Below are 25,985 nucleotides of genomic sequence, written 5' to 3' on the forward strand. Positions count from 1 at the left end.
GCAGAGCGAGTCAATAGGTTTAAAACCAGTCACCCTGTTCACATCATGTCGGCAAGAACAGCGTGGCCTCGAAAGAAGTGACGGTTGGGCCTGCAATCGTCACGGAATTCCCGTGCGCCTGGCACCACAGGTCGCCGCCGCGGGGGGACAGATGACGGCTGTGGATAACGGACTTTCCCAGCCGCTCGGCCCAATAGGGGATGATGATGCGGTGCGCCGTGCCGCACACAGGATCCTCCGGCAACCCCACGCGCGGTGCGAATACCCGGATGACCACGTCAGGTCCCTTGGCCGGGGCTGTCACGATCATCGCCGTGCGTTCAAAGGTTGTGATGCGCGCAAGATCAGGCTTGAGACTGGCGACGTCCTGCTCATCGGCAAGGATGGCGATATAGCCGAAGGCGGAGTCAAAACATGCGAGCGGCGTGCGCCCGATCGCCGCTGCAATGGCTCCGGCCTGATCGGTTGATGCGTAAGCCATGAGCGGCCAATCCACCGCCACGCCATGTTCCCCTCGCCGCGCATCACGCGCGGCTCCATCAGGAAGCAGGAACGACACCGACGTGCGCGCCCGCCCGTTCCAGTTCAATGCCACATGCGCTGCGGCCTGCGTGGCATGTCCCGCACCGGGATGAGGGCCTGTGTCGGTGAAGAAGCTGAGACGGGGCCGTGCGTCGGCCGGATTCTCGATCACGGCCAGGACGTCCGCGCCCACGACCTTGCAGACTTCCTCCATCATCGGGTGTCTCGGCTGCCCGTCGAACACGGCGACGTAGGCCGGATTGCCATGGAAGACATGGTCCGCGAACGTCACCACCTGATGAAGCGCCGCCCGCACCGCTCACCCCGAGATGGGCTTGTGCGCGATCACCTGCATCTCGATCTTGCAGGTGAACATGAAGCGCATCGGGAAGACCGAACGCACCGGCGGGTCCTTCTTGAAATAGGTTTTGTAGATGGCGTTGAAGGGCACGAAATTTCGCGCGTCGGTGAGCCAGCATTCGCATTTCACCACGTCTTCGAGTGTGCACTTCTCCGTGGCCAGCGCCTCCTGGATGAATCCGAAGGTCTTGTGGACCTGCTCCTCGAACGGCATGTTCTCGTTGCCCGTGCCATCGCCCACGGGCACGCCATTGTCATCGAACACAAGGTCCAGCGGATCGAACACCCACGGTCCGTAGGCTGACGTGAACACGAAGTCACCGGCCCGCATGGCCTTTGAAATCGGAACAGCGTGATGGGCAGGATATGCACGTTTCACGTGGGTTTCTCCTCAGTATTTGCCCTTGATCGGCCAGATGTCGATGATCTGTTCGCCCCGCACCACATGGAAGGCCGGATGCAGGTTGACGGTGGGATCGCAATGCGATGTCAGGAATTCGATGGTGTCTCCAAGACCGGGGCCTGCACCTTCGAAGTCAACGGCACCATGCTCGTCGCCCATGTAGCGATAGGTGGCACCCGCCGGTGCGCCGCGTTGCGGTTCTGGTTTTCCGCTGTCGGTGGCGAAGGCCTTGAACCCCGCATTGACGATGACGCGGCCAGGATGGTTCGCCGAGACAACCGATGCCGCCAGAAAGAGTGATGGCGCGAAGGGAACACCTTTCTCCGTCGCAAGGCTCTTGGAATAGCAACTGTCCATGAACAGGAAGCTGCCTGGCTGGATCTCGGTGAACATCCCCGACGTGCCATCGATCTCGTGTGTTCCCGTGCCCGCGCCGCTGACGATGTCGGGTGCGTGTCCGGCTGCCTGCAATGCGGCGATGAGGGCCTTGAGCCGGCCCTGCTGCTCGGCGACCTGTGCCTGCCGTTCCGGCATGGGCATCACCTGCTGCAGGTGCCCCCAATAAGCCTGCACGCCGCGCAGGCGGAGCGCCTTGTGCGCGGTGCTCAGCTGCGCCAGGGCAACGGCATCCTGCAAGCTGGTGCACCCCGTTCGCCCCAGGCCGAAATCGAAATCGATGAGGATGTCGAGCGTGCGCCCCGCGGCTTTTGCCTGGGCGGCGTAGCCTTCAAGGTTCAGGTGATGATCCGCCACGATCGAAACATCAGCGCCCGCCGCCAACAGGTTGCCGAGACGGGTCAACTGGTCCGGTGTGACGAGGGGCGATGTGATCAGCAGGCCGCGAATGCCGCCTGCCGCCAGGGCCTCTGCCTCGCCGATGGTGGCGCAACAGGCACCGACCGCGCCAGCTTCCGCCAGCCTGCGCGCGATCTCCACGCACTTGTGAGACTTCGCATGGGGCCGCATGGCAACACCCATGGACTTGGCCCGCGCAGTCATCGCGGCGATGTTCTGGTCGAGGATATCGATGTCGAGGATCAGCGCAGGTGTCCTGACCGCCCTCCGGCTCATGTTTACTGCCATGCCAACTCCCGCGCTCCCCCGCTTGCCAGCCAGAATGATCAAGTGGTGACAGGTTGGTCCACTATTGACATTTTGTCAAATCCGCCATGAAGTGCTTAAATCGGTGCACAGTTGGGCAACAGGATCCAGACGTACACATGAATATGCCAAATATGCCGGTCGGCCGTCGCAAGCGCTCCCACGAGATCGCCGAACTCATCGAGGGTTCGATTTCTGCCGGCGAATTCGAGGTCGGAAGCAAGCTGCCATCGGAGAAGGACCTCGCGGAACGCTTCGGTGTCGGCAGGCCTTCCGTGCGGGAAGCACTGTTCCTCCTGCAGCAGCAGGGTTTTGTGCAGATCACCAGTGGTGCGCGCGCCGAAGTGACCGCCCCCAACGCCCAGTTCCTTACCAACCAGCTCGCCGGCCTCGTGAAGCGCATCGCCTCGCGCGGCGGCGGCCAGGGCCACCTTGAAAAGGCGCGCCTCCTCTTCGAAGCTGGCGTCGCCTGGCAGGCCGCGCAATGCGCCACCGACGAGGACATCAAGCGCCTCAAGCTCGCACTCGACAACAATGCGGCAGCCATCGGTGACACCGCGGAATTCATCCGCACCGACGTCGCCTTCCACTATGAACTGACCGTCATCACCCGCAATCCGGTATTCTCCGCCATTCACGATATTCTCGTGCAATGGCTCATCGACCAGCGCACCACCACCATTCACATGCCGGACGCGGACCGCTTGTCCATCCGCGATCACACCGCAGTCTATGAAGCGGTGGCGCAACATGATCCCATGCGCGCCTTCCATGAGATGACATCGCATCTCCGCCTCATCAGCCAGCTCTACAAGGAATCGAAGCGCCTCCACGATGAAATCATGCGCAACGTCGCAAAGGATGTGGCGGCGCGCGTGGACCGTGAGAACGAGGCCATGTGGAGCAGCCTGCGCGTCGACCGCGCCTCTGCCGACAAGTCCGGCAAGAAACGAAAGCCTGAGCCATGAAGATCGTCGTCCTCGGTGCAGGCGCAGTCGGCGTTGCGACAGCGTGGTATCTCCGGAAATCCGGACACGACGTCGATATCGTCGAGCGCCAGACCGAGGCCGGCATGGAGACAAGCTGGGGCAATGGCGGCGTCATCCACGCCAGCGAAGTGGAGCCGTGGTCGCAACCGGGCATGCCCCAAAGGATTCTCGGTTGGCTCGGCAAGGAAAACGCGCCGCTGCTGCTGCGCTACGGCGCCATTCCGCACATGTGGCGCTGGGGCCTGGAATTTGCCCGCAACTGCACGACGGAGCGCTTCCGGCAAAACGCGAGATACAACCTGATCCTCGCCCTTCACTCCTTGCAATCGCTGCAGGAAATTGGCGCCGAGACCGGCATTGACTACGACCGCGCCACGCGCGGCGTGCTCAAGATCTACCGTTCCCGCGAGTCGCTCGACGGAGCGCAACGCTCCTGCGATTTCCTGGCGCAACACGGCCTTCTCTATGAGCGCATCGACCCCGCCCGCACGGTCGAGATCGAACCGGCGTTGAAGGACACCGCGCCCACGCTGGCGGGCGCGCTCTATTTTGCCCGTGATGAAGTTGGCGATTGCAACAAGTTCACCCAGGGCCTTGCCGCCGCCTGCGCAAGGAATGGCGTTGGCCTGCATTTTGGAGAAACGGTTTCGTCTATCGAGGTTTCAGGCGGCCGCGTGACTGGCGTCATCACCAGCAAGGGCCGCCTGCCGGCGGATGCGGTGGTGGTATCGATGGGAAGTTTCACCGCGCCGCTGCTGGCGAGCCTGGGCGTCCGCGTGCCGATTTATCCGGTGAAGGGAATCTCCATCACATTCCAGCGCGGCGCATGGAATGGCGCACCGCGTGTGCCCGTGATCGATGACACCAAGCTGTTTGGCCTTGTGCCCGTGGGCGAGCGTTTGCGCATTTCAGGCTCTGCGGAAATCACCGGATACGATGCAACGCCCGCCATGTCGCGCGCACAAGCCATCATCGACAATGCCAGTTTCACCTTTCCCGACATCAAGCGTCACCTCGATATGTCGAAGGCCCGCGTCTGGGCCGGGCTCCGGCCGGTCAGTCCCGCCGGCACGCCGATCATCGGGCAGGCCCGCGACGTCAAGGGTCTGTGGGTGAACGCTGGCCATGGGCACCTGGGGTGGACACTGGCATGCGGCTCTGGCCGCGTCGCCGCAGACATGATCAACGGAAGGAGGCCTGCAATCCCGACTCCGGCACCGCAAGGAGCCGTTCTCGCAACGGCGGTGTGACGCCGCCAACATAACCTTGAAGAAAGTGGAGGAACGTCATGATCAGACGACTGTTAATGACTGCCGCAATCATAGGACTTGCGGCCACTGCACCGGTCTTCGCGGAGGATGACGCGGCAACGACCGCCGTCAACGCCGCCAAGCAATATTCAGGTACAAGCATCACCGTTGTGGCCGAAGCAGGTTTGCAAGCGCTGCTCGACACGCAATACACCGGACCGGAATGGGAGAAGCTGACCGGTATCAAGGTGAAGGTTGTCGAACTGCCCAATGAAGAAATCTATCCCAAGACAATCCTTGAAAAACAAGCCGGCACCGGCGGATATGACGTCATGCTGATTTCGCCCGCCTTGCTGGCCGACATGGTCAACAATGGCGCGGTGGCGCCGCTCGACGACTACGTGAAGAAGTACGGCGCCGACAAGGAATTCGATGACATCAATCCGGCCTTCAGGGACTGGATGACCTACAACGGCAAGACCTACGGCCTCGTGGTCGATGGTGACGTGCTCGTCACCTACTACCGCAAGGACCTCTTTGAGGACGCCGGTAACCAGAAGGCCTTCAAGGAAAAATACGGCTACGACCTTGCCGCGCCCAAGACCTACAAGGAGTTCGGCGACATCGCCTGCTTCCTCACCGACAAGTATCAGCCGCAAATCTATGGCGCGGGCGTGATCAACACCGGCTACCTGCACTTCTTCTTCTCAGAACGGCTGCGCGCGCACGGCGGCAAGTTCTTTGATCCTGAGTCCATGAAGGCAACCATCAACAGCGATGCCGGCGTGCAGGCCCTCACCGAAATGGTGGAGCAGAACAAGTGCATGTCTCCCGGCATCGAAACCTGGGGCTTCGCGGAGAACCTTTCCGCTCTCAACGCCGGCACCATCGCCATGACGATCTCGTGGCCACCGCTTGGCCGCTGGACGCAAGGCGTGAACATCCAGGACGAAGCCCTGTCGTGGGTGCCGAAGACGGTGGTCGCCGACAAGATCGGCTATGCCATCAATCCCGGCGGCCATCCGCAGCTCGCATCCGGATTCCTCTCCGGTGTATCGCCTGACTCGAAAAACAAGGACGCCGCCTACCTCTATGCCCAGTGGATGCATTCCAAGGCGCAGAGCCTGAAGAATGTGATGCGTCCTGTGGGCCTGCGCGATCCCTTCCGCATCTCCCACTACAATTCGCCCGAATACCAGAACCTCTGGGGCGGCGCGAAGGATTACCTGAAGGTGCTGCAGGATGGTGCCGCGGCCGGCTATGCCGATCTGTCGGTGATCGACACGTTCAAGTATCAGGATTCCATGTCGCGGGCCGTCACCGCGGCCATTGGTGGTGAAGACCCCAAGGCCACTCTTGATGCGCTTGCGGCGGAATGGGACCAGATCACCCAGTCTGTCGGCGTCGACAAGCAGCGCGAGGCTTACAAGGTCTGGGCCTCCAAGCCTTCGGCCTATCGCGAGTGACGGCTGACATTACCACGACGACAACGAACGGCCGGCCCTTCTGGGCCGGCCGGCGCGGCACAGGGCTCAGCTTTGTGGCGCCTGCCGTGTTCATCATGTTGCTGGTGGGACTCTTCCCCTTCCTGTGGTCGATCGCCGTGAGCTTCCAGGATCTCGCAGGTTCCAAGCAGGATGGAAACTGGATCGGCCTTGCGAACTATCAGAAACTGCTGACGGATGCGCGCGTGTGGGCGGCGCTGGGCCGGACATTGCTGCTCCTCGCCGTGGCCTTGCCGCTGGAGCTTGTGCTGGGCCTGCTGCTGGCACTGCACTTCCAGCAAGACCGCCCCCTGAAACGCCTGTTCGTGGCCCTCATTGTTTTGCCGGCCATGGTCTCGCCCATGGTGGCGGGTTCCATGTGGCGGTTGATGCTCGACCACAAGTTCGGCCCTTTCAACCAGATCATCGGCTGGATCATGGGTGAGCCCGTTGTGCTCCTCTGGATCATCAAGCCATACCTCGCGTTCTGGGCCATCCTCATCACCGAGGTGTGGCAGTGGACACCCTTCATGTTCATCATCCTGCTCGCTGCACTCGCCAATGTGGACAAGGAGCAACTGGAAGCCGCGGAGATCGACGGGGCAGGGCGCTTGCGGATTTTCTTCCGCATCGTGCTGCCCGCCATCACGCCCGTCCTCGGCATTGCCGTTCTCATCCGCGCCCTGGACCTGTTCCGCATTTTCGATGCCGTCTGGCAATTGACGCGCGGTGGCCCGGGCAACAAGACGGAGACCATCTCCATCTTCATGTACGTCCGTGGCTTCCAGAGTTTCGAAACCAGCTACACGGCAGCCCTCGTGGCCGTGCTGCTGATTGTCCTCTCGCTTGTTGTCACGGTGCTGCTCCGGCGCATGGAGATTGCGCGATGAGGGCGCGGTATCCAGTTCTTCGGGGCGCGGCCTGGTACGTGATTTCCACGCTCGTCACCGTCATCTTCCTGTTTCCCATCTATTGGATGTTCATGATTTCGCTGAAGGCGCCGGAGGAAATCTTCAAATCACCACCGGCATGGTTCCCCGCACAACCGCAACTTGGCAGCTACATCGCCCTCTTCAAGGATGGTGACGTGTGGTCGCTGTGGAACAGCCTGGTGATCGCGGGTCTCTCGACGCTCGTGGCCATGGTGCTGGGAACCGTTTGCGCCTACGCCATCGTGCGCTTTCGCACGGGCGGAGAAAACCTCGCGATCTGGATTCTCTCCCAGCGCATGCTGCCGCCCATCGCCGTCGTGTTCCCGATCTTCCTCGCCTATGCCTCGTTCGGATTGTCGGACAGCTACGCCGGACTGGTGCTGCTCTACACGGCCTTCGCCTTGCCCTATGTGATCTGGATGATGCGCGGCTACCTGATGGACGTGCCCGTGGAACTGGAAGAGGCGGCCCTCGTCGATGGCTATTCGCACCTTGCCGTGTTGTGGAAGGTGACGGTGCCCATGGCGCGAAACGGCCTCATCGCCACGGCGATTTTCGCATTCGTCTTCTCGTGGAACGAGTTCCTCTTCGCGCTCATCCTTACGCGCACGGAGGTCATCACCTTCACCGTGCAGATCAGCCAGTATTTCGGATCGCAATCCACCTTCTGGGCGAAGATCGCGGCCATGTCGGTTCTCGGCACGCTGCCCGTCTTCGTCGCGGTGAGTTTGCTGCAGCGCTACCTCGTGCGCGGCATCAGTCTGGGAGCAGTCAAGGGATAGCCATGTCTGATCTGACGATTTCCAATCTGCACAAGCACTATGGCGCGCTTCACGCCGTGAAGGGCGTCGACATCGCCATCCCCTCCGGCGAGTTCACCGTGCTCGTCGGTCCATCCGGTTGCGGGAAGTCCACGCTGCTCCGCTGCATTGCGGGTCTGGAGGAGGTGGATGGGGGCCGAATCGAGATCGGCGGGCGCGACGTCACCTATGCCCGCCCGCGCGACCGCGACATCGCCATGGTGTTCCAGAGCTATGCGCTTTACCCCTTCATGAGTGTCTACGAGAACATCGCCTTCGGCCTGCGCGCCCGCAAGATGGAGGATGGTGAGATCAGGAAGCGGGTCGGGCGGGCGTCCGAGATGCTCAACATCACAAGTCTGCTGGAACGCCGTCCGCGCGAGCTCTCCGGCGGCCAGCGGCAGCGCGTCGCCATCGGCCGCGCCATTGTGCGCGACGCCCGGATCTTTCTCTTCGACGAGCCGCTCTCCAATCTCGATGCGCAGTTGCGGGACGAGATGCGTGTGGAGATCAAGCGCCTGCATCAGGAACTGAAGCGCACCATGGTCTACGTCACCCATGACCAGATCGAGGCCATGACGCTCGCCGACCGCATCGTGCTGCTGCGCGACGGAAACATCGAGCAGCAGGGCGCGCCGCTCGATCTCTTCGACCGTCCGAAGTCGCGTTTCGTGGCCGAGTTCCTCGGAAGCCCGCGCATGAACATGCTGCCTGCAAAACTGTCGAAGGGCGTTCTCAACATCGGCACATCTGTTGTGCTGCCTGTGCCGGCCGCGAGGAATACAGCCGCCATGCAGGTCCTCCTCGGCATCCGCCCACAGCACATCTTCCGGGCGGGCCGCGCCCCGAAGACGGACAAAAGCGTGTTCCACGTCACAGCTGACCTTGTGCAGATCACGGGAACGCGGGCGCTGGTGACATTTGCGCTCGACGGCAATTCCGTGATCGCCGATCTGGAAGTGGGGCCGGATTGCGTGCCGGGACAGATGCTGGCCTTGAAGTTCGATATGACCAAGGTGGTCCTCATTGATCCTGTCACGGCGCGAACCGTGGCACCCGGAAGCGGAGCAGGCGCATGACGAAATTCGTGGTCACGGTGGAGTTCCGCCTGAAGCCCGGGACAATGAAATCCTTTCGCGCCCTGATGGACCGCAATGCGATTGACTCCTGCCGTCTCGAACCGGGTTGTCACCGCTTCGATGTGCTTGTGCCACACGATACGCCGGACAGCATCTTCCTCTATGAGATCTATGAGGATCGCGCGGCCTTCGATGCGCACACCAAGACCGTCCACTTCGACACCTTCGACCGCGGCAGCGCGGACTACGTCATCAGCAAGGCCGTGCAGTTCCATGCCTTGGACTGCGAGGGCTCAACGGCGGGAGAAGTCTGATGTCACGCACACGCCTCAAACAGTTGATGCAGAGCCCGGAGTTGAAGGTCGGGCATTTCATTGTGGAATTTGTGACACCCGGCATCGGCCACATCCTCAAGCAGGCCGGATGCGATTTCGTGTTCCTGGACATGGAGCATTCCGGCTTCACCTTCGAAACCATCAAGAGCGCGCTCCGCTATTTCGAAGCAGCAGACCTTCCGGTGATCGTGCGCGTGCCCGCACTGGAGAACGACATGCTGGCCCGCGCCTGTGACATGGGCGCAGAAGGCCTGATCGCGCCCATGATCTCGACGGCAGCGCAGGCGCAGGCGATGGTGGACAGCGTCAAGTATTTTCCCGCTGGCAAGCGCGGCGTCGGCTTGCAGATGGCGCACGACAATTACCGCAACGCGCCGGTGGCCGAGGCGCTCGCATCCGCCAACGAGCGCACAGCCGTCATTTGTCTCATCGAGACGGCCGAGGGCATTGCCAACATCGATGCTATCGCCGCCGTGCCGGGCGTGGATTGCCTGTGGATTGGCCATTTCGACTTGTCCGTGTCGCTCGGCATTCCCGGTGAATTCGACAATCCGGTATTCGTGGATGCCATGGCGCGCGTGGTGGCCGCGGCGCGCACACACGGCAAGGCCTTGGGCCGCCTTGTGCCGAACACGGATCAGGGCGTGGCGTGGTTCAAAAAGGGCTTCACCTTCTGCTGCTATTCGGGCGACGTATGGGTGCTGCGCGATGCGCTCTCCGCCGCCGTCACGACACTGCGCAAGGGGTGCGTGTGATGGGCAAGATTTTCCGCGTCGCCCTTTCGGGCGATTTCCGCAAGGCAGATGGATCGCCGACCTTTCCGGATTTCGATCTGACGCCGCTGCGGGCGGCACCTGATGTCGAGATGCAGTTCCTCGAGTCGCACAGCCCGCTCAAGGCATCGCAGCTTGATGATTTCGATGCCCTTATCCTGCTCGGCCATCGCTTCGCAGCGGAAAGCGTCCCCGCATCAGGCCGTCTCGCCGTCATTGCGCGTTTCGGCGTGGGGTATGACAGCGTGGATGTTGCGGCCTGTACTGCTGCTGACATCGCTCTCGTGATCACGCCCGACGGCGTGCGCCGTCCGGTTGCCGTTTCCATCGTGGCATTCCTCCTGGCCTTGACCGGCAAACTCACCACCAAGGACAGGCTGGCCCGCATGGGTGCGCCCGGGTTTGCCGCGCGTGGTGATCACATGGGCGTGGGATTGGTGGGACGGACCTTCGGCTCGCTGGGCGTGGGCAACATTGGAGCGGAAACATTCCGGCTGCTCCAGCCCTTCGACATGAAATTCATCGCCCATGATCCCTTCGCCGACCGGGATCTTTGCGCGCAACTGGGAATCGAACTCGTTACCATCGAAGACCTCTTCGCCCGCGCCGATGTGCTTTCCGTGAGTTGCCCGCTGACGCCCGGGACGCATCACATCGTCAATGCGCAGCGCCTGGCGCTGATGAAGCCGACGGCCTATCTCATCAATACGGCCCGTGGTCCGATCGTTGATCAGCAGGCGCTGACACAGGTGCTGCGGGAACGCCGCATCGCCGGTGCGGGGCTTGACGTGTTTGAAGTCGAGCCGCCTGACTCCAATGATCCGCTGCTCTCACTCGACAACGTGATTCTGGCGCCTCACGCCCTGTGCTGGACCGACCAGTGCTTCGCCGGGAACGGTGCCGCCGACGTGAAGGCCGTTCTCGACATCCAGAAGGGCATGGTGCCTCGCGGCGTCGTCAACCGCGACGTGCTGGAACGCAGCAGCTTCAAAGACAAGCTCAACTCATTTCAGCACGGCAGCCGAAAAGGCTGACGCGCACGCAGAGACTCGTCGTTGCCGTTGCCAAATCCCGGGCTGGGCTTCTTGATGACATGAACGTGTTGGCTCTTGCGCGCCGTTACGGAGAAGAAGTCGGAGGAAAAGGGACTCACGCATGTGACGCCGTCCACTCCGTCACGACGCCCTTGGACTCGACTCGACTGCCGGATTTTGCGTGCTCTAGAGCATGGATCGGCTGCCAATTCATTCTTGCGACGGTCACAGTCTTGCGACGGTCACAGTCTTGCGATGGTCACAGTAACACGCTGGGATTGCAATTCGCGAGTACAACGCAATTGATGCAACCTGAACATGAGTATCATTCCGTATGCGGATGATCGTCGCATGCATGCCCAGAGGTTGCAAATGAGTTAAGAAAGTCTTAACTTTTGAGGTGCCGGGGGGTCTGTAAGTTAGTGAAAGGACTGACGGCATGAAGAAAAGTGTCAAGGCGATAGCTTTCGTGTTCGGGATCGGTGTGCTGTTTGCCGCCACCGGATTTGAACTCAAACCATTTGAAACTGTGAATAGTCAGGCTGCAACCTGCACCATCAACTGGGTGAACGGGGCCTGCGGCAAGCTGTTGACCGCACACGGCATCAACGACGGGCATCAGGGCGATGGCATTCACGTCGTTCCGGTGCCATCTGGCAGCGGCAGCGGCAGCGCAAGTGCGAGTGCGAGCGCAAGTGCCAGTGCCAGTGCCAGTGCCAGTGCCAGTGCGAGCGCTAGTGCGAGCGCAAGCGCGAGTGCCAGCGCAAGCGCAAGCGCGAGTGCAAGTTCAAGCTCAAGCTCCAGCACAGCCGTCAACTAACGCTTGAAGTGTTTCCAACAACGGGGGCCCTTGACCGTGAATAGGGAGAGGGTCCCCTTGTCAGGCCGCCTCATTGCGGGTGTTCGCGCACATCAAGTTGGCCGGGTATGAAAACCAACCTTTCCCCGATCAGTGCCGTGGTCTTTCTCGTTCACGCGGCAATCATGTTCGTCGCGCATCTCGAGAACGCCGCACTCAGTTCCCATCTCGCATTTACTGACATCCTGCCATGGCAGTGGACGACCCTGTCAGCGAGCGCCGCCTGCGCAATTCTGTATGAGATCATGCGCCGCCACCGCGTGGGGTTCTGGTCTTTCTATGTGCTGTTTTTTCTGCTGCTCCTGGCTCTCGCCAGCAATCAGTTCTTCTACCAGGTATTCCAGGACTCACTGACAATCTCGCATCTCGACGAGTTCAACGTGGGAGATGCGGACAATCTCGCAGTCTCTCTCCGGTCGGAGTTTGGCCGCTATCAATTCATCAACCTCCTGCTCATTCTGTTCTCCGCTGCCGCACTCCTGCTGGCCGAGCGCAGATGGAGCAATAGGTCCTTGCTGACAGTCGCGCGGGTGCCGGCGATGCTTGCCGGGGCTGCCTTGTTCCTGCTTTCGGGGCTTTCTCTGTATCTCCTCCAGCCCGACCCCCAGAGCCCGGTCGGAAGAGCAACGGCTTACATCGCTCTCACGGTGTGGCGGGGCCTCGCGCCCGAGCAATCGGCTGATGTCGCATCGAAAGACCTCATTCTGCCGCCGGACCTCTGGCAGCTGCACCATGGCCAGCCGCTTGATGTTACGGCGACCGCCAGCGCTCTCTCCCAAGCGCGGTCTTACCTCCAGTCGCGCAAGCGCAACGTCATCATGGTGGTACTGGAGAGCGTGGGCAGCCGGCAATTGCTGAGGGATGGCAAGCCGCGTCCCGATCTTGCGCCGTTCCTGCATGACGCCGCCGCCCACGCCGTGATCTTTGACAGCTTGGCCAACCAGTATCCCGGCTCGACCCGCGCCCATGTCGGCATGAACACGGGCGGGTTCATTCCGACCTGGTCCTCCGTCACCTCCAGCCTGGTTTATCCCTATCAGGGGCAGACGATCATTTCGGAGTACAGGAAAGCGGGATGGGCCACGGCGCTCTATTCTTCTGCATATCTCAAATACGAGAACCTGAAATCATTCTACGACCGGCTTGGATTTGACATGGTAGTCACCGCGGACAATCCGGCCAGCGGGCTTGAAAAGGATGCAAACCCCGGTGGTTGGGGTGTCGACGAATACGCGGTGCTGCAACGTGCGATGACATGGGCAAGCAACGCCCCGAAGCCCTTCTTTCTCAACTACCAGACCATTTCCACCCATCACCCCTATGTGGTGCCGCCAAAGTATGCGGCGCAATTCGGTGGCAGTGACAATCTGTCAAAATACGAATCCAGCATCCGCTTCACCGATCAGTTGCTGCGTGATCTGGCGGGTGACGTGGCACACATGGGAGCAAGCGAGGACACCGTGCTCGTCGTCATCGGCGATCACGGCGAGGCCTTCGGTGATCTTCACCCGGACAACTTCACCCACAAGAATTTTCTCTTTGAAGAGAACATCGGAAATTTTCTGATGATCATTGACCTCGGAAAGACGATGCCTCCCGCCGCGTCGCATCGCAGAGGCACCATCGCGGATGTGATGCCGACACTCATCGGCATGCAGGGCATGAAACCGCACGACGGACTGGTGGGGCAGGACCTGATGTCTCCCGGTTACCAGGAGCGCCTGGCATTTTTCTTCAAGAGCGCATACCCCGAACAGTGGGGCGTTCGCGATGGGCAGTGGAAGTTCATCGCCAATCGCCTGGAGCCGGAGAAATTCGCGCTTTATGATCTCGTTGCCGACCCCGGTGAAAAAGCAGACATTGCGGGCGAGTACCCCGAGCGCGCCGCTCTCTACGGCAAGCTTGCAGCCAACTGGTATGTCTATCTCGACAAGTCTTTCCGCGAAAACCTGTCACTCAGCGCAGACGACAATGTTCCGCAGGTCGCTCTTGGAGATGTATCAAAGGAGGGGCCGGTTGAGATCGCCATCGGTTCCAGCATTGATCCGCTCCCTTTCCGGAAGCTGAAGGAGGTCAATCCCGACGAAACACTCACGGTCTGGACTTACGGCGGCGTGTTCAAGCAAGACACGCCCGTGGACTACATCTTCACCGCGCCATCGGGCGAAGAGTTCAGACAGACTTTGGTGCACAAGACAGACTGGGTGAACGTCAACTACTTTGCGCCGCTCTCGAGGAGCAGGGAGGAAGGACTCTGGAAAGTCCGGTTGGAATCTGCCGGGAAAGTTCTGATCCAGACAGAGTTCAAGGTCTCTCGCAGTGCGCAACTGATATGGTCAGCCTTCGACACCACGCCCGGCGTCCGTTTCGTGCGAACCGCGCTTGTCTTTGGCGACGAGTTTCAGGTGACGAACAAGATCAATCCGCAACAGGATGTCTCGCTTCTTTTCGGGCTGATGCCGTTGCAGGCAGATGCGCTGCACAGCGCCGTGGTTGTGGCGCCCGATGGCAGCGAAAACGTCTTCTCGTTCAACCTGCTGAAAGGGTGGAAAACGTCCTGGGTGCCCGTGCCCGCAGGCACATTCAGCCAGACCGGGACCTACAGGATCGACATTTACGGCAACGGCACCCGCATCGCCTCCACAAGTCTGGATGTGGATGAAGAAGCCACTCTCATGCGAAACGCGGGAACGAACTGACCGCAATGTGTGACTTGGCGGTGACACAGCTACCGAACTGGGCGACGTTCTTTGTGCCGTTTGCCATGACGCGGACTGTTCCACAGCTCCAATGTCCTGTGAAGACAGGGTCAATTTGGAATATTTCAATCCACCGAAGAGCCCTCCCCTGCAGGCAAAGTGGAGATTGGCCTGGAGTCCGGGTCAATATTGTTTGGTAGCTGCGCTGCGATTTTGTTGGTCGAAACATTCACGGAGTGGATTGTTGGAGGCAGTGTGCTCTTCTCGCTCAGGGCTCTGCACCTGCATTGGCTCGCCTGCGACCATTGTTTATCTTCTTTTTCAGGTCATCCCATAAGCCCACCGAGGGATTTACCCTTTCCTCCCCGTGCCAGGAGAAGAGCGGCAACGCCGATTCCAACGAAGCTCAGGATCAGGGTCATGACCGCCAGCGCTGCGACATCCCCTTTGAGGCCCGCCTTCATGGATGACAGAATGTAGATCGGGAACGTCGATGTCCCCGGCCGCTGCACAAAGAGTGAGATGATGACGTCATCAAATGAAAACGTGAAGGACAGCAGGAGGCCGGCAAAAACCGCCGGGAACATGATCGGCAACGTGATATCGAGGAAGCTGCGCCAAGGCCGTGCACCGAGGTCTGCCGCCGCCTGTTCCAGCGTCTCACCCATGCCTTCGGCGCGCGCCTTGACGACCAGTGCGACGACGGCGGTGTTGAACAGGGAATGGCCGATGGACAGGCGGGCAAGACCATTGAAGAGACCGATGCGGTCCAGCCAGATCATCTGGCCAATCGCCGAGACGAGCTCCGGAATGCAGAGAATGACGAAGATGAGTGCGAGGTAGGGACCGGTCCACGCACCCTTTCGGCGGGCGAGTGCGATGCCGGCGAACACGCCCAGCAGCACGGCAATCACCGCATTGGCAAGCGCGGTCTGCAACGAGACCCACAGCGCGCCGATTGCGCGGCTGTTCCCGAGCGCCTCCGCATACCAGTGCGTCGACCATTCGGTCCACACATAGAGATTCCGGCCGCCGTTTAAGCTGTAGATCACGATCACGAAGATCGGCAGGAAGAGAAAGAAGAACATCAGCGCCGTCCAAAGCAGTAGGGCGGCGCGGGCAAGGTCGCGTGGCTGGCGGTTGGCGGGAACGGGGATGCTCATAGCGCAGGCCCCACAATCCTGCGGACAAAGGCGCGCAGCAGCCAGAGGCACCCGCCCACCACCGCGACAACGAGTGTGAGCAGGGCAATGAGCATGACGGCCATGGCCGCGCCCAGCGGGAGGTTTTGCGAGGCGAGGATCTGCGTTGCCACCAGATTGCCGACCATGAGCCCCTTTGTTCCGCCCAGGATCGTGGGCACGACATAGTCGCCAGCCGCGAGAATGAAGGTCAGCAGCATGCCGCCGAACAGGCCGGGCGCCGCCAATGGAAGTGTGACGAAACAGAAGGTGCGTATTGGCCCCGCACCCAGATCCATGCTCGCCTGGATGAGCGATCCATCGATCTTTTCCAGCGCGACGAAGATCGGCAGGATCATGACGGGCATGTAGTTGTAGATGATGCCGAGTTGGACCGCCGCGTTCGTGTCGAGCACCAGCAGGGGGCCATTGTTCAGACCGGTAGATTTGAGGATGTGCGCCAGCGTGCCATCCGGTGCCAGGATGATGCGCCAGGCGAAGGTGCGGAGCAGGAAACTTGTCCAGTAAGGAAGAATGAGCAGGAAGACGAGAAGCGAACGCCAGCGCTGCGGCACATGGAAGGCCAGGGCATAGGCAACAGGAAAGCCGAGCAGGGCGCACAATATGGTTCCCAGCCCCGCCGTACGCATGGTGATGCGGAAGACGCGGAAGAAGATTTCATCAAGGGCAGCGGCATAGTTGCCCAGGGACAATTGCGAGAGATCGACTGCGCCGGTGGCGTCAGCCGCTGGCTTCGCCCCAAAACTGTAAACCACGATCCAGGCCAGCGGGATGACGAAGAACACGGTCCACCAGGCGAGAGCGGGCCACGCCATCATCCAATTGGGCAGCACCTGGCGGCGCATGCGAAGGGGTGGCGCCGCAGCGCTCATGCGGGCCCCGCTCCGGTCCGGTTGCCTTGCAGGTCCTCGTAGGGATAGAGCGTGAAGAATTCGGGTTCCCAATGGGCCCAGACCTCTATTTCCGGAGCAAATTGCTGGGCTCCGCGGCGCGGCACACGCGCCATGAATTGCGTGCCGTCCGGCAGCGACAGAACGAACTCCAACGTATCGCCGAGCATGACGCTGGCATCGACGCGCGCCTTGAGGCGGTTGGCAGACGCCACCGGCTCGCGCTCCGACAGCAGGATGTTCTCGGGCCGCACCGCGCCGAGGACGCGGGCATTGCGTGCGGGTTCGCCCGCAATCCGCGCGGCCATGAACGTCGTTCCCGCATCACTTGTCATCGCCTGCGTCGCCTCACGGCGCTGCCCAGGAAAGAAGTTCTGCGTCCCGACGAATCCTGCCACGAAGGCGGTGGCCGGGGCATCGTAGAGTTCCGTGGGTCCGCCCAGTTGTTCGATCTTGCCGTGGCGCATGACGGCGATCTGGTCGGACATGGCAAGCGCTTCCTCCTGGTCGTGAGTGACGAACACGAAGGTGAGGCCGAGCTGGCGCTGCAGCAGTTTGAGTTCAACCTGCATCTGTTGGCGCAGCTTCCGGTCTAGTGCGCCGAGGGGCTCGTCGAGCAAGAGGACCGACGGGCGCTTGACCAATGACCGCGCCAGGGCGACCCGCTGCTGCTGTCCGCCGGAAAGCTGATTGGGGCGGCGTTCGGCAAAAGCCAACATCTCCACCATCTCGAGCGCCTCGCGCACGCGTTTGCGCCGCTCATCGCCGGGAACGCCATCCTGTCTGAGGCCATAGGCCACGTTCTCTGCCACGCTCATGTGCGGAAAGAGCGCGTAGTTTTGGAAGACGGTGTTCACATCCCGGGAATAGGGCGGCAGCATGGTAACGTCCTTTCCGCCGATCCTCACGGTTCCGTAGTCCGGGAACTCGAACCCGCTGATCATCCGGAGAATGGTGGACTTGCCCGCCCCCGATGAGCCCAGCAGGGATACGAAGGATCCTTTCGCAATGCGCAGCGTCACATCATCGACGGCCTTGAACCCGCCGTAGATCTTGCTCACCCGCTCCACTTCAACGTCAGCCGCCATGTCTTTCCCAAATTAGCAAGAGGAACGCGCCGGACCTCGCGGCCCGGTGCGTTTGGCCATGCGGTGCGGCGTTACTGTGCCGCCGCCGCCTTGAACTTCGTCAGGATGGCAACGCGGCGGTCATAGGTTTCGTTGCGCTCGGTCCTTTCACCGCGCTTGATCGCATCAGCTGGCGGGAAAATCAGCGGATCGGCTGCCACCTTGGGATCGAGATGGGCCTCAATCCCAGCAACGGGTGAGAGGAAGCCCGTATACGTCGTCTCCTTTGCCGCAACGGCAGGGTCGAGCACGTAATTGATCCAGGAATGAGCCGCCTTCAGGCTCTTGGCACCCGCAGGAATATGGTAGCTGTCGAGCCAGAGCTCCGACTTGGGCTCCGGATAGACGAACACGAGGTTTTCGTTCTTCGAGGAGTCGATGGCCTGGCGGGCATTGCCGTTCCAGCACTGGGCCAAAATGACGGAGCCGGACGCCACATCCTGCACCGGGTAGGAGTTGAAGGTCTTGATGTGCTTGGCAAGAGTCTCCACCATTGCCTCCGCATCCTTCAGTGCCGCCTCATCAGTGGTGTTCCAGGACAGACCTTTCGACCAGAAGATGGGAGCGATCGAAAGCGCATCATCAAGCAGCGAGGTGCGGCCGCTGCCCTCGTTCTGCACCGCTTCAAGGAAGTCGCCCCACGTCTTCATCGGACGGGTGATCACGCTCTTGTCGTAGATGAAGCCTTGCGAGCCGGTGCTCTTCGGAATGGTATAGGCGTTCTCGGGGTCGAAACCCGGGTTGGCAAACTCGGGGCGGATGTTGCCGATGTTCGGGATGAGGGATTTGTCCAGCTTCTGGATGAGCTGCTTGTCGATAAGGAGCTTGATCATGAAGTCGGTGTTCATGCCAAGGTCATAGCCGCTGTTGCCTTGGGCAAGCTGCAGCTTGGAATACATTTCATCATTGCTGGCATAGCTGTCGTAGACGAGCTTGCTGCTGTTCTGGCTCTCCCACTCCTTGATGTCATCGGGACCAATGTAGTCGGCCCAGCCCATCATGCTGAGCTGCGGCTCCACGCCCTCGGCGTGGGCCTTGTTCCAGGGCGCAAAGAGGCCGAGTGCGGTAACGGAAGTGGCGCTGTGGAGGAACCTGCGGCGCGTGATGCCGGTCAGGGGACGATGGGTGTGATGGGTCATTTGCTTTCTCCCTTTGTTGTCCAATTCAAGTCCGCGCCACAGAGTTGGACTTCCAGTCGCCAAGCATTTCGAAACCGGCGGCAGCGCGCAATAGGCTCTGTTCGTCATTGTACCGTGCGACGAGCATCAGGCCAACGGGCAGGTCGCCGGCGCGGCCACAGGGCAATGAGATGGCAGGGTGTCCGCTGGCGTCAAACGGGGCCGTGTTGCCCTCCATGTCGAGTCCGCGGCTCACCCTTTCGGCGAACCCGGCATCCTCCGGGGGTAGCGGCGTTGCAGGAAAAGGCGTGGTCGGCATGGCAAGCACATCAAAGCGGGTGAGGGCCTCATCATAGGCCGCCCGCAAGGGCCGCCTGAGGTTCTGGGCCTTCCCGTAGTAGGTTCCGGGTCTGTGCTCCGAAAGGAAAGCCTCGAACAGCAAGGCGAATTTTCCGATGTCTGGCAGCTTGTCGGGCTCTGCCCGCCATGCTCTTGCCCAGGCTGCGGCCATCGCCTCGGGGTGGTGCCCGTTCTGGCCGAAGCCGACCAAATTCTGCCCGAACAGGAAGCGGGCGGACCCTTCGAGCACAACTGCGGTTGCAATGTCGTAGCCGTCCCGGTGCCAGGGGATCGAAACCTCCGCGACCTCGGCTCCCGCCCGTTCCATGGCCCCAAGCGCTGTGCGGACCAGTTGGTCGGTTACGGGATGGCTTTCGGGGCGGCCAAATCCCTCCCGAACAAGACCGATCCGCATGCCCTTCAGCGGCAGGTTGAGTGCCGAGAGATAGTCTACCTGAACGCTGCTTTGACGCTGGCGCGGATCGAACCCGTCGGGGCCCGCGATGACAGAGAGCAGCAAGGCCGAGTCTGCCACTGTTTTTCCCATCGGCCCGAGGTGATCGAGCGTCGGTTCGATGGGGAAAGCGCCGGTATAGGGTACAAGGCCATGCGTGGGCTTGAGGCCTACGACCCCGCACCAGCTAGCCGGGGTTCTCACCGAGCCACCCTGGTCTCCACCGACGCACATCGTGAGATCGCCGGCGGCGATTGCTGCGGCATTGCCGCTTGATGACCCGCCGGCGGACCGGGTCGGGTCATGGGGATTGCGCACCGGTTGAGGTCTGCTCGTATGGCTGCCGCCGGAGAAACAAAGATCCTCGCAAGTGGTCTTTCCGGCGATGATCCCACCGGCGTCGAGAATGCGTGTTACCACGGTCGCATCTTCGTCCGGTTCAAACCCGGCCAGCAGGTCGCTGCCGTTCCGCATCGGCATGCCCGCCACGCAGATATTGTCCTTTATGCCTACGCGTATGCCGGAGAGCGGCCCTCCGGACGCACCGGCAATCTCGCATCGCCAGGCCCAGGCATTGTGGGGATTTCGGGAGGGGTTGGGGGCCGCGCCGCGCTCCCGCGGATATTTCACGGGGAGCCGGGGAGCCGCGAGGTGTTCGATGCGGTCGTAGGCGGGGGCAAGGCCCTCACACAGTGAAGCGAGTTCACGCAGTTCGGTATCCTTCAGTGCGAGACCACTGGTGCTGGCGAGCCGTCGAAGGTCCTCGACTGTGGGTATCTTCATGCGCGGTGCGTCCACATCATCATCGCTTTGGCGAGTCTCCGGTATATGCCCTGATCACGCTTTCCCGGTCGAGGCGGAGCGCCGCGGCGCGGCGGTGGCCTTCCATGCCTTCGCTTGTGCTCTGCCGGATTGCAGGGGGCGCGACGGCCTGCACACCCATGTCGTCAAGCCACTGATGCGTGACGACCTTGAGATAGGATCCCACCCAGAGACCGCCCGTGTAACGCCCCGCGCCCATGGTGGGCAGCGTGTGATTGGTTCCGGAACACTTGTCGGAGAATACCACGCTCGAGCGCGTGCCGATGAAGAGCGAACCGTAGTTGCTGAGCTTCTCTCCGGTGGCATGCGGATCGCGGGTGTGCACCTGCAGGTGTTCCGCCGCCACGTGATCGGAGTATTTGATCATCGCGGCCTCGTCCTTGCACAACGCGATCTGACCGAAGACCCGCCATGCGGGAGCGGCCACCTGCGCAGTGGGCAGGTGCTCGAGGAACTTGAGGATCACCGCGGCCGTTTCCCTGGCCAGTTTTTCGCTCGTGGTGATGAGGCCGACGCGGGTCCGCACGTCATGCTCGGCCTGAGCGAGAAGATCGGCGGCGATCATCTCGGCATCTCCTGTCTCGTCGGCCACCACGAAGATCTCGCTCGGTCCCGCGAGTTGGTCGATGCCAACGGGGCCGAAGACCTGGCGTTTGGCCTCGTTGACGAAAGCATTGCCCGGGCCGAAGATTTTATGAACCGCTGGAACGGATTCCGTACCGAATGCCATGGCTGCAATCGCCTGCGCACCGCCGACGCGGAAGATGCGCTGTGCCCCCGAGAGCACGCAGCCCGCGATCATCGCCTGATGCGCCGTGGGCGGCAGGCAGGCAACGATCTCCTTGCAGCCTGCAACTGTTGCCGGGACCAGCGTCATGATCGGCGCCGACAACAGGGGATAACGCCCGCCCGGCACGTAGACGCCCACATTGCTGATCGGAATGATGCGATGTCCGAGGTGGACCCCGGGGAGCGTTTCAATGTCCAGCGGCAGCATCGTCCGCTTCTGCGCCTCGGCGAAGTTCCGCACCTGTGCGATCGCAAACTCCGTGTCCCGGCGGGTCTGGGGGTCGATTGCGGCGACGGCCTTGTCCTGGTCCGCCTTGCTCACCTCGATGGCGTCAACGTCAATGTTGTCGAAGGTCCTGCTGTAGTCGCGCAGAGCCGCATCTCCCCGTGCCTTGACGTTGGCGAGGACGTCGCGCACCGTGGTCTCGATGGCGGACAGGTTCGTTTCCGCCCCCGCCTCCGGCGCCTTGATGAAGCTGACTTTGCCTTCAAATCCTGCTGGTTCCTGCATGGCGATCCCGTTCAAACAGAGGGAGGAACATCCGGCAAAGACATGGCGGTGGCAATTGCCATCGGAGTCTTTGTCTATAATACTAGACATCGGTCAACGCAGGGAGAGGTGCAACATGTCACGCGTGGGAGCAAAGCTGAGGGAACTTCGCCGCCGCCGCAACCTTGTGGTGCGCGAACTGGCGGTGAGGTCTGGGGTTTCCCATTCCACCATATCACTCATTGAACGCGACATGATCAGTCCGAGCGTAGATACCTTGACGGCGATCGTTGACGCCTTGGGGGGCACGCTCACGGCCTTCTTCTCGGGCATCGAACCCGAGGCGGATGTCTCGCCCTTCTATCCGGCCGAGGAAGCGGCAGAGATCGGCAATCCGCACACGATTTCGTACAAGGTCATTGGTATCAATCAGTCCAACAGGCAACTTCTCATGCTTCGTGAAACCTATGCACCCGGCGCAGATACAGGAGAGGTCTTCTCCCATGCTGCGCACGAGGCAGGCGTGGTGGTCAGCGGGGCAGTGGAAGTGTTCGTCGGCAATCACAGGCGCGTGCTGCGCGCCGGCGACGGCTACTACTTCGACAGCCGTAAGCCACACCGCTTCCGCAACGTCGACAAAGGCCCGAGCGAGATACTGAGCGCCGTGACCCCTCCGACTTACTAGGCGCGGGTTGGACAGGATAATGAACGCTGTTTGTGGCTGCCTAGTCTCGCCGACCCTTATCTCAGGGTTGGGCAAATTAGATCAAATTCCGACTTGGGTGACTGACCGACCTGCCATTGAAGATCTCCTCCATAGTGAACTGGAAGCCAGTGTAGGGGCTTCAGCTATCCCTGAAGCGCTTACTGAACTGTATAGGCCGGATTATTCACGCGGATCGGCTTCACGCTTTTGTTTTGGTGAAGACAGTTTTGGATCGGAATTTTCGTTCCGCAACGCTGTTGGTACTTCATCAATCAACAGAAGTCGGCACCCAGCGGTTTCACAAATCAACTTGAACGCCGCACTGACCTTCCCGAAGACAGCCATTGCGGTTCCTGGTTTCATTTGGAGTGGACGATCCTCTCGTATTCACGCACCAGTGTGCTTGCATTCTCGGAGTCGGCCAAGCGTTCACCGCGTTCAATTTCATATGCGATTTTGACGACGTGCTGGTTCATGGGGGAGGGCTGCCCGTGGGCCTTGAGGACATCAACGACCCAGCCGTTCACGTCCTGCACCTCGGCCCTCCTGCCCTTGCGCCAATCCTGTAGCGAGGTAACGAGGGTATCGGGCTTCGAAAAAGTCTTGAGCACTTCATCAAATATTGCGTCCACGTAGCGCTCGGGGTGATTGGATGTGACCGGTGGCATGCCGATGATCGGGATGATTTTGGCACCGTCTGCCTGAGCCGCCTGCATCGCCTCATAGCCAGCAAGTCGCATCACCTCCAGCATGCCGGGGAAACGCGCTGCGTCGTTGAGCGGCAGGTTGACGATGGCCGACGGGATGAGTTCAGCGGCGTTTACCACAAGCTTCATCCACTTGGCTGACTTGATGTCGTCCATGACTTCGACCCGGCCTGAATGGCGCAAGATCTTCGCCACCGCTTCGACGCGGGGTTGAGTGTTCGGATCAAGGGCACCAAGCGCAAACCAGGATTCATCGACATCGTTCTGGCGGTTGGTGACGCCGGGCGTCCACATGTTGGATGCAATCTCGATCACTGCACCAATGGTGCGGTGGCGCCCCACCACCGCAGCGATGTCCTCGTGGGTCATGCCGTTCTGAAGGCCGACCACAAGACCGTCATCGGCAAGCACCGATTTGATCAGCTCGGCGGCCCACCTGGTATCGTAGGCCTTCATCACGATGAAGACGAGATCGAATGGCACCTTCACCTCGGCGACCTGGCAAAGATGCAGGGCCGGGACCGCAACATTGAAACTGCGCTTCGGCAGATTGACGGTAATACCATTCCGCCGGATCGCCTCGATATGGTCCGGCCACTGGTCGATGAAGGTGACGTCAAGGCCTGCAGCCGCGAAATCCGCCGCAATGGAGGCGCCCTGGGCTCCTGTGCCGAGGAAGGCAATGCGCGGTCCCTTTTCCGTGTTCCAGCCCATCTCGTGCTCCCAAATCCTTTTGTTTTCTTTCGTGCCTCAGGAGGTGCGTGCCGCCGCTTCCCGGACCAGCACGAAGAAGTCCTGCTCTCCGAGGCCTCGCCCTGCCGCGGCCTTGTAGATATCCCCGATCATGCTGTTCAAGGGAAGGTCCACACCGGTGCTGCGGCCGGCATCGAGGAAAAGCTCCACATCCTTCATCAGCATGGTGAGTGTGGCGGCGGGGGCATAGTCGCCCTTGGCAATCATGGCGGTCTTGTAGCCGATGAGCGGCGAGGCGACGGCGCTTTGGTTGATGACCTCAAGCATCGCCTCGTTATTGAGGCCGCCCTTCAGGCCCACGGCTAGCGCTTCGCCGAGAAGCGCCGAGGTGGCGGCGACAAGGCTGTTGATCACCAGTTTCAGCACGCGCGCTTCCTCGCCTGCGCCAAGATGGAAAGCCTTCTTGGTGAAGGCCGCGAACACAGGTGTCATGGCAGTGAAGGCTTGTTCGGGACCCGAGACCAATGCTGTCAATGTTCCCGTCCTTGCCATCGCAGTCGAACCCGAGACGGGCGCGCGGAGATAGGCCAGCCCTGCGGGAAGTTTGCCCGCAACTTCCGCCGAGATCGAGGGCGAGACGGTGCTCATGTCAATCAGCGTTGCGCCCGAGGGCGCAGACGCTGCAAAACCATCGGACAGCAGTACATCGGCAAGCGCAGTGTCGTAGGAAACGCAGGTGAAGATGATGTCCGCGCCATTGATGAGAGCGGGAACGGTGGAGGCGGTGGCCAGACCTTCCGCCTCAAGGGCCGCTTCGCGCTCGGCCGAGCGCCCCAGCACGCGCACATCGTGGCCTGCATCCTTGAGGCGCTTGCACACGGGCAAGCCCATTTTCCCCGCGCCAATCCAAGCAATGACGGCCATCACGCCACCTGTTCGCTCTGTTCGGCGGCGAGCCGGGCGAGGCGTGCCCGTTCACGAGCAGCGAAAGTACGTTCGCTCATGCGGTCGAGCAGTTCGATCATCTCTCTCAGGTTGTCGCGAGCGATGCCGTGGGTGATGAAAACGATGCGCGTGCGCTCATCGGCGTTCGGCCACTTCTCCAGCCATGTCATGTTATGGAGGAGATGCTGCACACCCTGCACCACGGCGGGGCGGCCTGGTTCCTCCAGCACATTGATCAGCCCCTTCACGCGGAGCAGGCTCGGGCCCAGGTTCTGGCCAATGCCATCGAGCAGGAACTGGATTTCTTCACGCGACATGGGCTTCGTGCGGGTGAGGACGAAACTCTCGATGCCCTTGGCCGCGAGGTGGTGCGGCAGGTCCTGATCCTTCACGCCATCGGGCGTGGCGGCCGTTTGCTCGTAGGTTTCGTAGTCCGCAATCGCCAGCCAATCGGATGGGTCGGCCATGGCATCGGCCGCATCAAAGCCCGCATGGGTGAGCAGGGGAACGACCGCCGCCATGTTGAAATCCGCCCGAGCGATGTTCGCCGCCGGGTTCATGCGATGGAGTTCGGACGCGAGACTGGTGAAGGCCGACTCATCGGCAAGATCGAGCTTTGAAACCAGAATGTCATCGGCAAGGGCGACCTGACGCAGCGCTTCCTGATGCTTCTCCGCCGTCGTCCGCCAGTTCACCGCATCGACCATGGCGACGACGTTGGTAATACGGTAGAGCCCGTCCAGCGTCGGTTCAGACAGGAAAGCCTGCATCACGGGGCCGGGCTCGGCCAATCCGGTTGTTTCGATCACGACATTGTCGAAGTCCGGCAGGTCGCCCCGGACGCGGTCGTGATAGAGGTTGTTCATGGTGGCGACGAGGTCGCTCTTCACCGTGCAGCAGAGGCAGCCGTTTTCCAGCACCACCACTGCATCATTGCTGCTGGTGTAGAGCTGGTGATCGAGGCCCACCTCGCCGAACTCGTTCACCACCACGACGGTGCGCGAAAGCTCCGGCGACGTCAGCCCCGCATTGATCAGGGTCGTCTTGCCACTGCCGAGGAAGCCCGTGACGATGGTCACAGGG

26 protein-coding genes are annotated in these 25,985 nt (G+C 61.2%); 11 read left to right on the forward strand and 15 right to left on the reverse strand.

Annotated elements, in window-relative coordinates; genetic code table 11:
- Window positions 1-43 precede the first annotated feature (43 nt).
- Genes IPM06_11460 through IPM06_11470 form a run of 3 tightly spaced genes read right to left on the reverse strand, consistent with a single transcriptional unit; the run spans window position 44 to window position 2,368 of the window.
- Window positions 44-838, reverse strand: coding sequence for a PhzF family phenazine biosynthesis protein (locus IPM06_11460; protein MBK8771037.1), 795 nt, complete (start codon window positions 836-838; stop codon window positions 44-46).
- A gap of 3 nt (window positions 839-841) precedes the next feature.
- On the reverse strand, window positions 842-1,261 hold the full coding sequence (locus IPM06_11465) for a RidA family protein (GenBank protein MBK8771038.1): 420 nt from the start codon (window positions 1,259-1,261) through the stop codon (window positions 842-844).
- 12 nt (window positions 1,262-1,273) lie between these two features.
- Window positions 1,274-2,368 carry a DSD1 family PLP-dependent enzyme gene (locus IPM06_11470; GenBank protein ID MBK8771039.1) on the reverse strand — a complete coding sequence of 365 codons (1,095 nt, stop codon included), beginning with the start codon at window positions 2,366-2,368 and terminating at the stop codon, window positions 1,274-1,276.
- A gap of 137 nt (window positions 2,369-2,505) precedes the next feature.
- Between IPM06_11470 and IPM06_11475 the strand changes: the two genes are divergently transcribed.
- The 9 genes from IPM06_11475 to IPM06_11515 are packed head-to-tail and all read left to right on the forward strand — an operon-like array spanning window position 2,506 to window position 11,062.
- The gene (locus tag IPM06_11475) at window positions 2,506-3,354 is read left to right on the forward strand and encodes an FCD domain-containing protein (GenBank protein ID MBK8771040.1); all 849 of its coding nucleotides are present in this window, start codon (window positions 2,506-2,508) and stop codon (window positions 3,352-3,354) included.
- Entirely contained in the window at window positions 3,351-4,625 is a 1,275-nt protein-coding gene (locus IPM06_11480; protein MBK8771041.1) for a D-amino acid dehydrogenase, read from the forward strand. Before IPM06_11475 ends, IPM06_11480 begins: the two co-directional genes overlap by 4 nt.
- Before the next feature lie 56 nt (window positions 4,626-4,681).
- Entirely contained in the window at window positions 4,682-6,091 is a 1,410-nt protein-coding gene (locus tag IPM06_11485) for a sugar ABC transporter substrate-binding protein (protein MBK8771042.1), read from the forward strand.
- On the forward strand, window positions 6,088-6,999 hold the full coding sequence (locus tag IPM06_11490; protein ID MBK8771043.1) for a sugar ABC transporter permease: 912 nt from the start codon (window positions 6,088-6,090) through the stop codon (window positions 6,997-6,999). The genes IPM06_11485 and IPM06_11490 overlap by 4 nt, the downstream gene beginning before the upstream one ends.
- Window positions 6,996-7,823 (forward strand): carbohydrate ABC transporter permease, encoded by an 828-nt coding sequence (locus tag IPM06_11495; protein ID MBK8771044.1) that lies wholly within the window; start codon window positions 6,996-6,998, stop codon window positions 7,821-7,823. Before IPM06_11490 ends, IPM06_11495 begins: the two co-directional genes overlap by 4 nt.
- A gap of 2 nt (window positions 7,824-7,825) precedes the next feature.
- Complete coding sequence (locus tag IPM06_11500) at window positions 7,826-8,920, forward strand: ABC transporter ATP-binding protein (GenBank protein MBK8771045.1); 1,095 nt, start codon at window positions 7,826-7,828, stop codon at window positions 8,918-8,920.
- Window positions 8,917-9,234, forward strand: a complete 318-nt coding sequence (locus IPM06_11505; protein ID MBK8771046.1) for an antibiotic biosynthesis monooxygenase — start codon at window positions 8,917-8,919, stop codon at window positions 9,232-9,234. Before IPM06_11500 ends, IPM06_11505 begins: the two co-directional genes overlap by 4 nt.
- Window positions 9,234-10,010 (forward strand): hpch/hpai aldolase, encoded by a 777-nt coding sequence (locus IPM06_11510; GenBank protein ID MBK8771047.1) that lies wholly within the window; start codon window positions 9,234-9,236, stop codon window positions 10,008-10,010. The genes IPM06_11505 and IPM06_11510 overlap by 1 nt, the downstream gene beginning before the upstream one ends.
- Window positions 10,010-11,062, forward strand: a complete 1,053-nt coding sequence (locus tag IPM06_11515) for a dehydrogenase (GenBank protein ID MBK8771048.1) — start codon at window positions 10,010-10,012, stop codon at window positions 11,060-11,062. The genes IPM06_11510 and IPM06_11515 overlap by 1 nt, the downstream gene beginning before the upstream one ends.
- Window positions 11,063-11,450: 388 nt before the next feature.
- Here IPM06_11515 and IPM06_11520 read toward each other — a convergent pair whose 3' ends face one another.
- Together IPM06_11520 and IPM06_11525 are read right to left on the reverse strand one after the other, a co-directional pair.
- Window positions 11,451-11,699, reverse strand: coding sequence for a hypothetical protein (locus IPM06_11520; protein MBK8771049.1), 249 nt, complete (start codon window positions 11,697-11,699; stop codon window positions 11,451-11,453).
- Window positions 11,696-11,878 (reverse strand): hypothetical protein, encoded by a 183-nt coding sequence (locus tag IPM06_11525; GenBank protein ID MBK8771050.1) that lies wholly within the window; start codon window positions 11,876-11,878, stop codon window positions 11,696-11,698. Before IPM06_11525 ends, IPM06_11520 begins: the two co-directional genes overlap by 4 nt.
- Window positions 11,879-11,989: 111 nt before the next feature.
- Between IPM06_11525 and IPM06_11530 the strand changes: the two genes are divergently transcribed.
- Window positions 11,990-14,620 (forward strand): sulfatase-like hydrolase/transferase, encoded by a 2,631-nt coding sequence (locus tag IPM06_11530; GenBank protein ID MBK8771051.1) that lies wholly within the window; start codon window positions 11,990-11,992, stop codon window positions 14,618-14,620.
- 326 nt (window positions 14,621-14,946) lie between these two features.
- Here IPM06_11530 and IPM06_11535 read toward each other — a convergent pair whose 3' ends face one another.
- The 6 genes from IPM06_11535 to hisD all read right to left on the reverse strand — a co-directional run bounded on the left by IPM06_11535 (window position 14,947) and on the right by hisD (window position 21,872).
- A complete protein-coding gene (locus tag IPM06_11535) occupies window positions 14,947-15,783 on the reverse strand; it encodes an ABC transporter permease (protein MBK8771052.1) in 837 nt (278 codons plus the stop codon).
- Window positions 15,780-16,694 (reverse strand): ABC transporter permease, encoded by a 915-nt coding sequence (locus IPM06_11540; protein ID MBK8771053.1) that lies wholly within the window; start codon window positions 16,692-16,694, stop codon window positions 15,780-15,782. Before IPM06_11540 ends, IPM06_11535 begins: the two co-directional genes overlap by 4 nt.
- On the reverse strand, window positions 16,691-17,800 hold the full coding sequence (locus IPM06_11545; protein MBK8771054.1) for an ABC transporter ATP-binding protein: 1,110 nt from the start codon (window positions 17,798-17,800) through the stop codon (window positions 16,691-16,693). The genes IPM06_11540 and IPM06_11545 overlap by 4 nt, the downstream gene beginning before the upstream one ends.
- Window positions 17,801-17,871: 71 nt before the next feature.
- Window positions 17,872-18,978 carry a spermidine/putrescine ABC transporter substrate-binding protein gene (locus tag IPM06_11550; protein ID MBK8771055.1) on the reverse strand — a complete coding sequence of 369 codons (1,107 nt, stop codon included), beginning with the start codon at window positions 18,976-18,978 and terminating at the stop codon, window positions 17,872-17,874.
- A gap of 25 nt (window positions 18,979-19,003) precedes the next feature.
- Window positions 19,004-20,533 (reverse strand): amidase, encoded by a 1,530-nt coding sequence (locus IPM06_11555; GenBank protein ID MBK8771056.1) that lies wholly within the window; start codon window positions 20,531-20,533, stop codon window positions 19,004-19,006.
- A gap of 19 nt (window positions 20,534-20,552) precedes the next feature.
- On the reverse strand, window positions 20,553-21,872 hold the full coding sequence (hisD, locus tag IPM06_11560) for a histidinol dehydrogenase (protein ID MBK8771057.1): 1,320 nt from the start codon (window positions 21,870-21,872) through the stop codon (window positions 20,553-20,555).
- Window positions 21,873-21,987: 115 nt separating this feature from the next.
- Here hisD and IPM06_11565 point away from each other — a divergent pair, with 115 nt between their 5' ends.
- Window positions 21,988-22,536, forward strand: a complete 549-nt coding sequence (locus tag IPM06_11565; GenBank protein MBK8771058.1) for a cupin domain-containing protein — start codon at window positions 21,988-21,990, stop codon at window positions 22,534-22,536.
- Between the two features lie 201 nt (window positions 22,537-22,737).
- On the opposite strand, the gene IPM06_11570 is transcribed toward IPM06_11565, so the two are convergent.
- From IPM06_11570 to IPM06_11585, 4 genes are read right to left on the reverse strand one after another with little or no spacing between them, the layout of a single operon-like run.
- The gene (locus tag IPM06_11570; GenBank protein ID MBK8771059.1) at window positions 22,738-22,920 is read right to left on the reverse strand and encodes a hypothetical protein; all 183 of its coding nucleotides are present in this window, start codon (window positions 22,918-22,920) and stop codon (window positions 22,738-22,740) included.
- Window positions 22,917-23,978, reverse strand: coding sequence for a hypothetical protein (locus IPM06_11575; GenBank protein MBK8771060.1), 1,062 nt, complete (start codon window positions 23,976-23,978; stop codon window positions 22,917-22,919). Before IPM06_11575 ends, IPM06_11570 begins: the two co-directional genes overlap by 4 nt.
- Window positions 23,979-24,014: 36 nt before the next feature.
- Entirely contained in the window at window positions 24,015-24,881 is an 867-nt protein-coding gene (locus IPM06_11580) for an NAD(P)-dependent oxidoreductase (protein ID MBK8771061.1), read from the reverse strand.
- Entirely contained in the window at window positions 24,881-25,981 is a 1,101-nt protein-coding gene (locus tag IPM06_11585) for a GTP-binding protein (protein MBK8771062.1), read from the reverse strand. The genes IPM06_11580 and IPM06_11585 overlap by 1 nt, the downstream gene beginning before the upstream one ends.
- Between the last annotated feature and the right edge of the window lie 4 nt (window positions 25,982-25,985).

Source organism: Hyphomicrobiales bacterium (assembly GCA_016710435.1).
Lineage (GTDB): Bacteria > Pseudomonadota > Alphaproteobacteria > Rhizobiales > Aestuariivirgaceae > Aestuariivirga.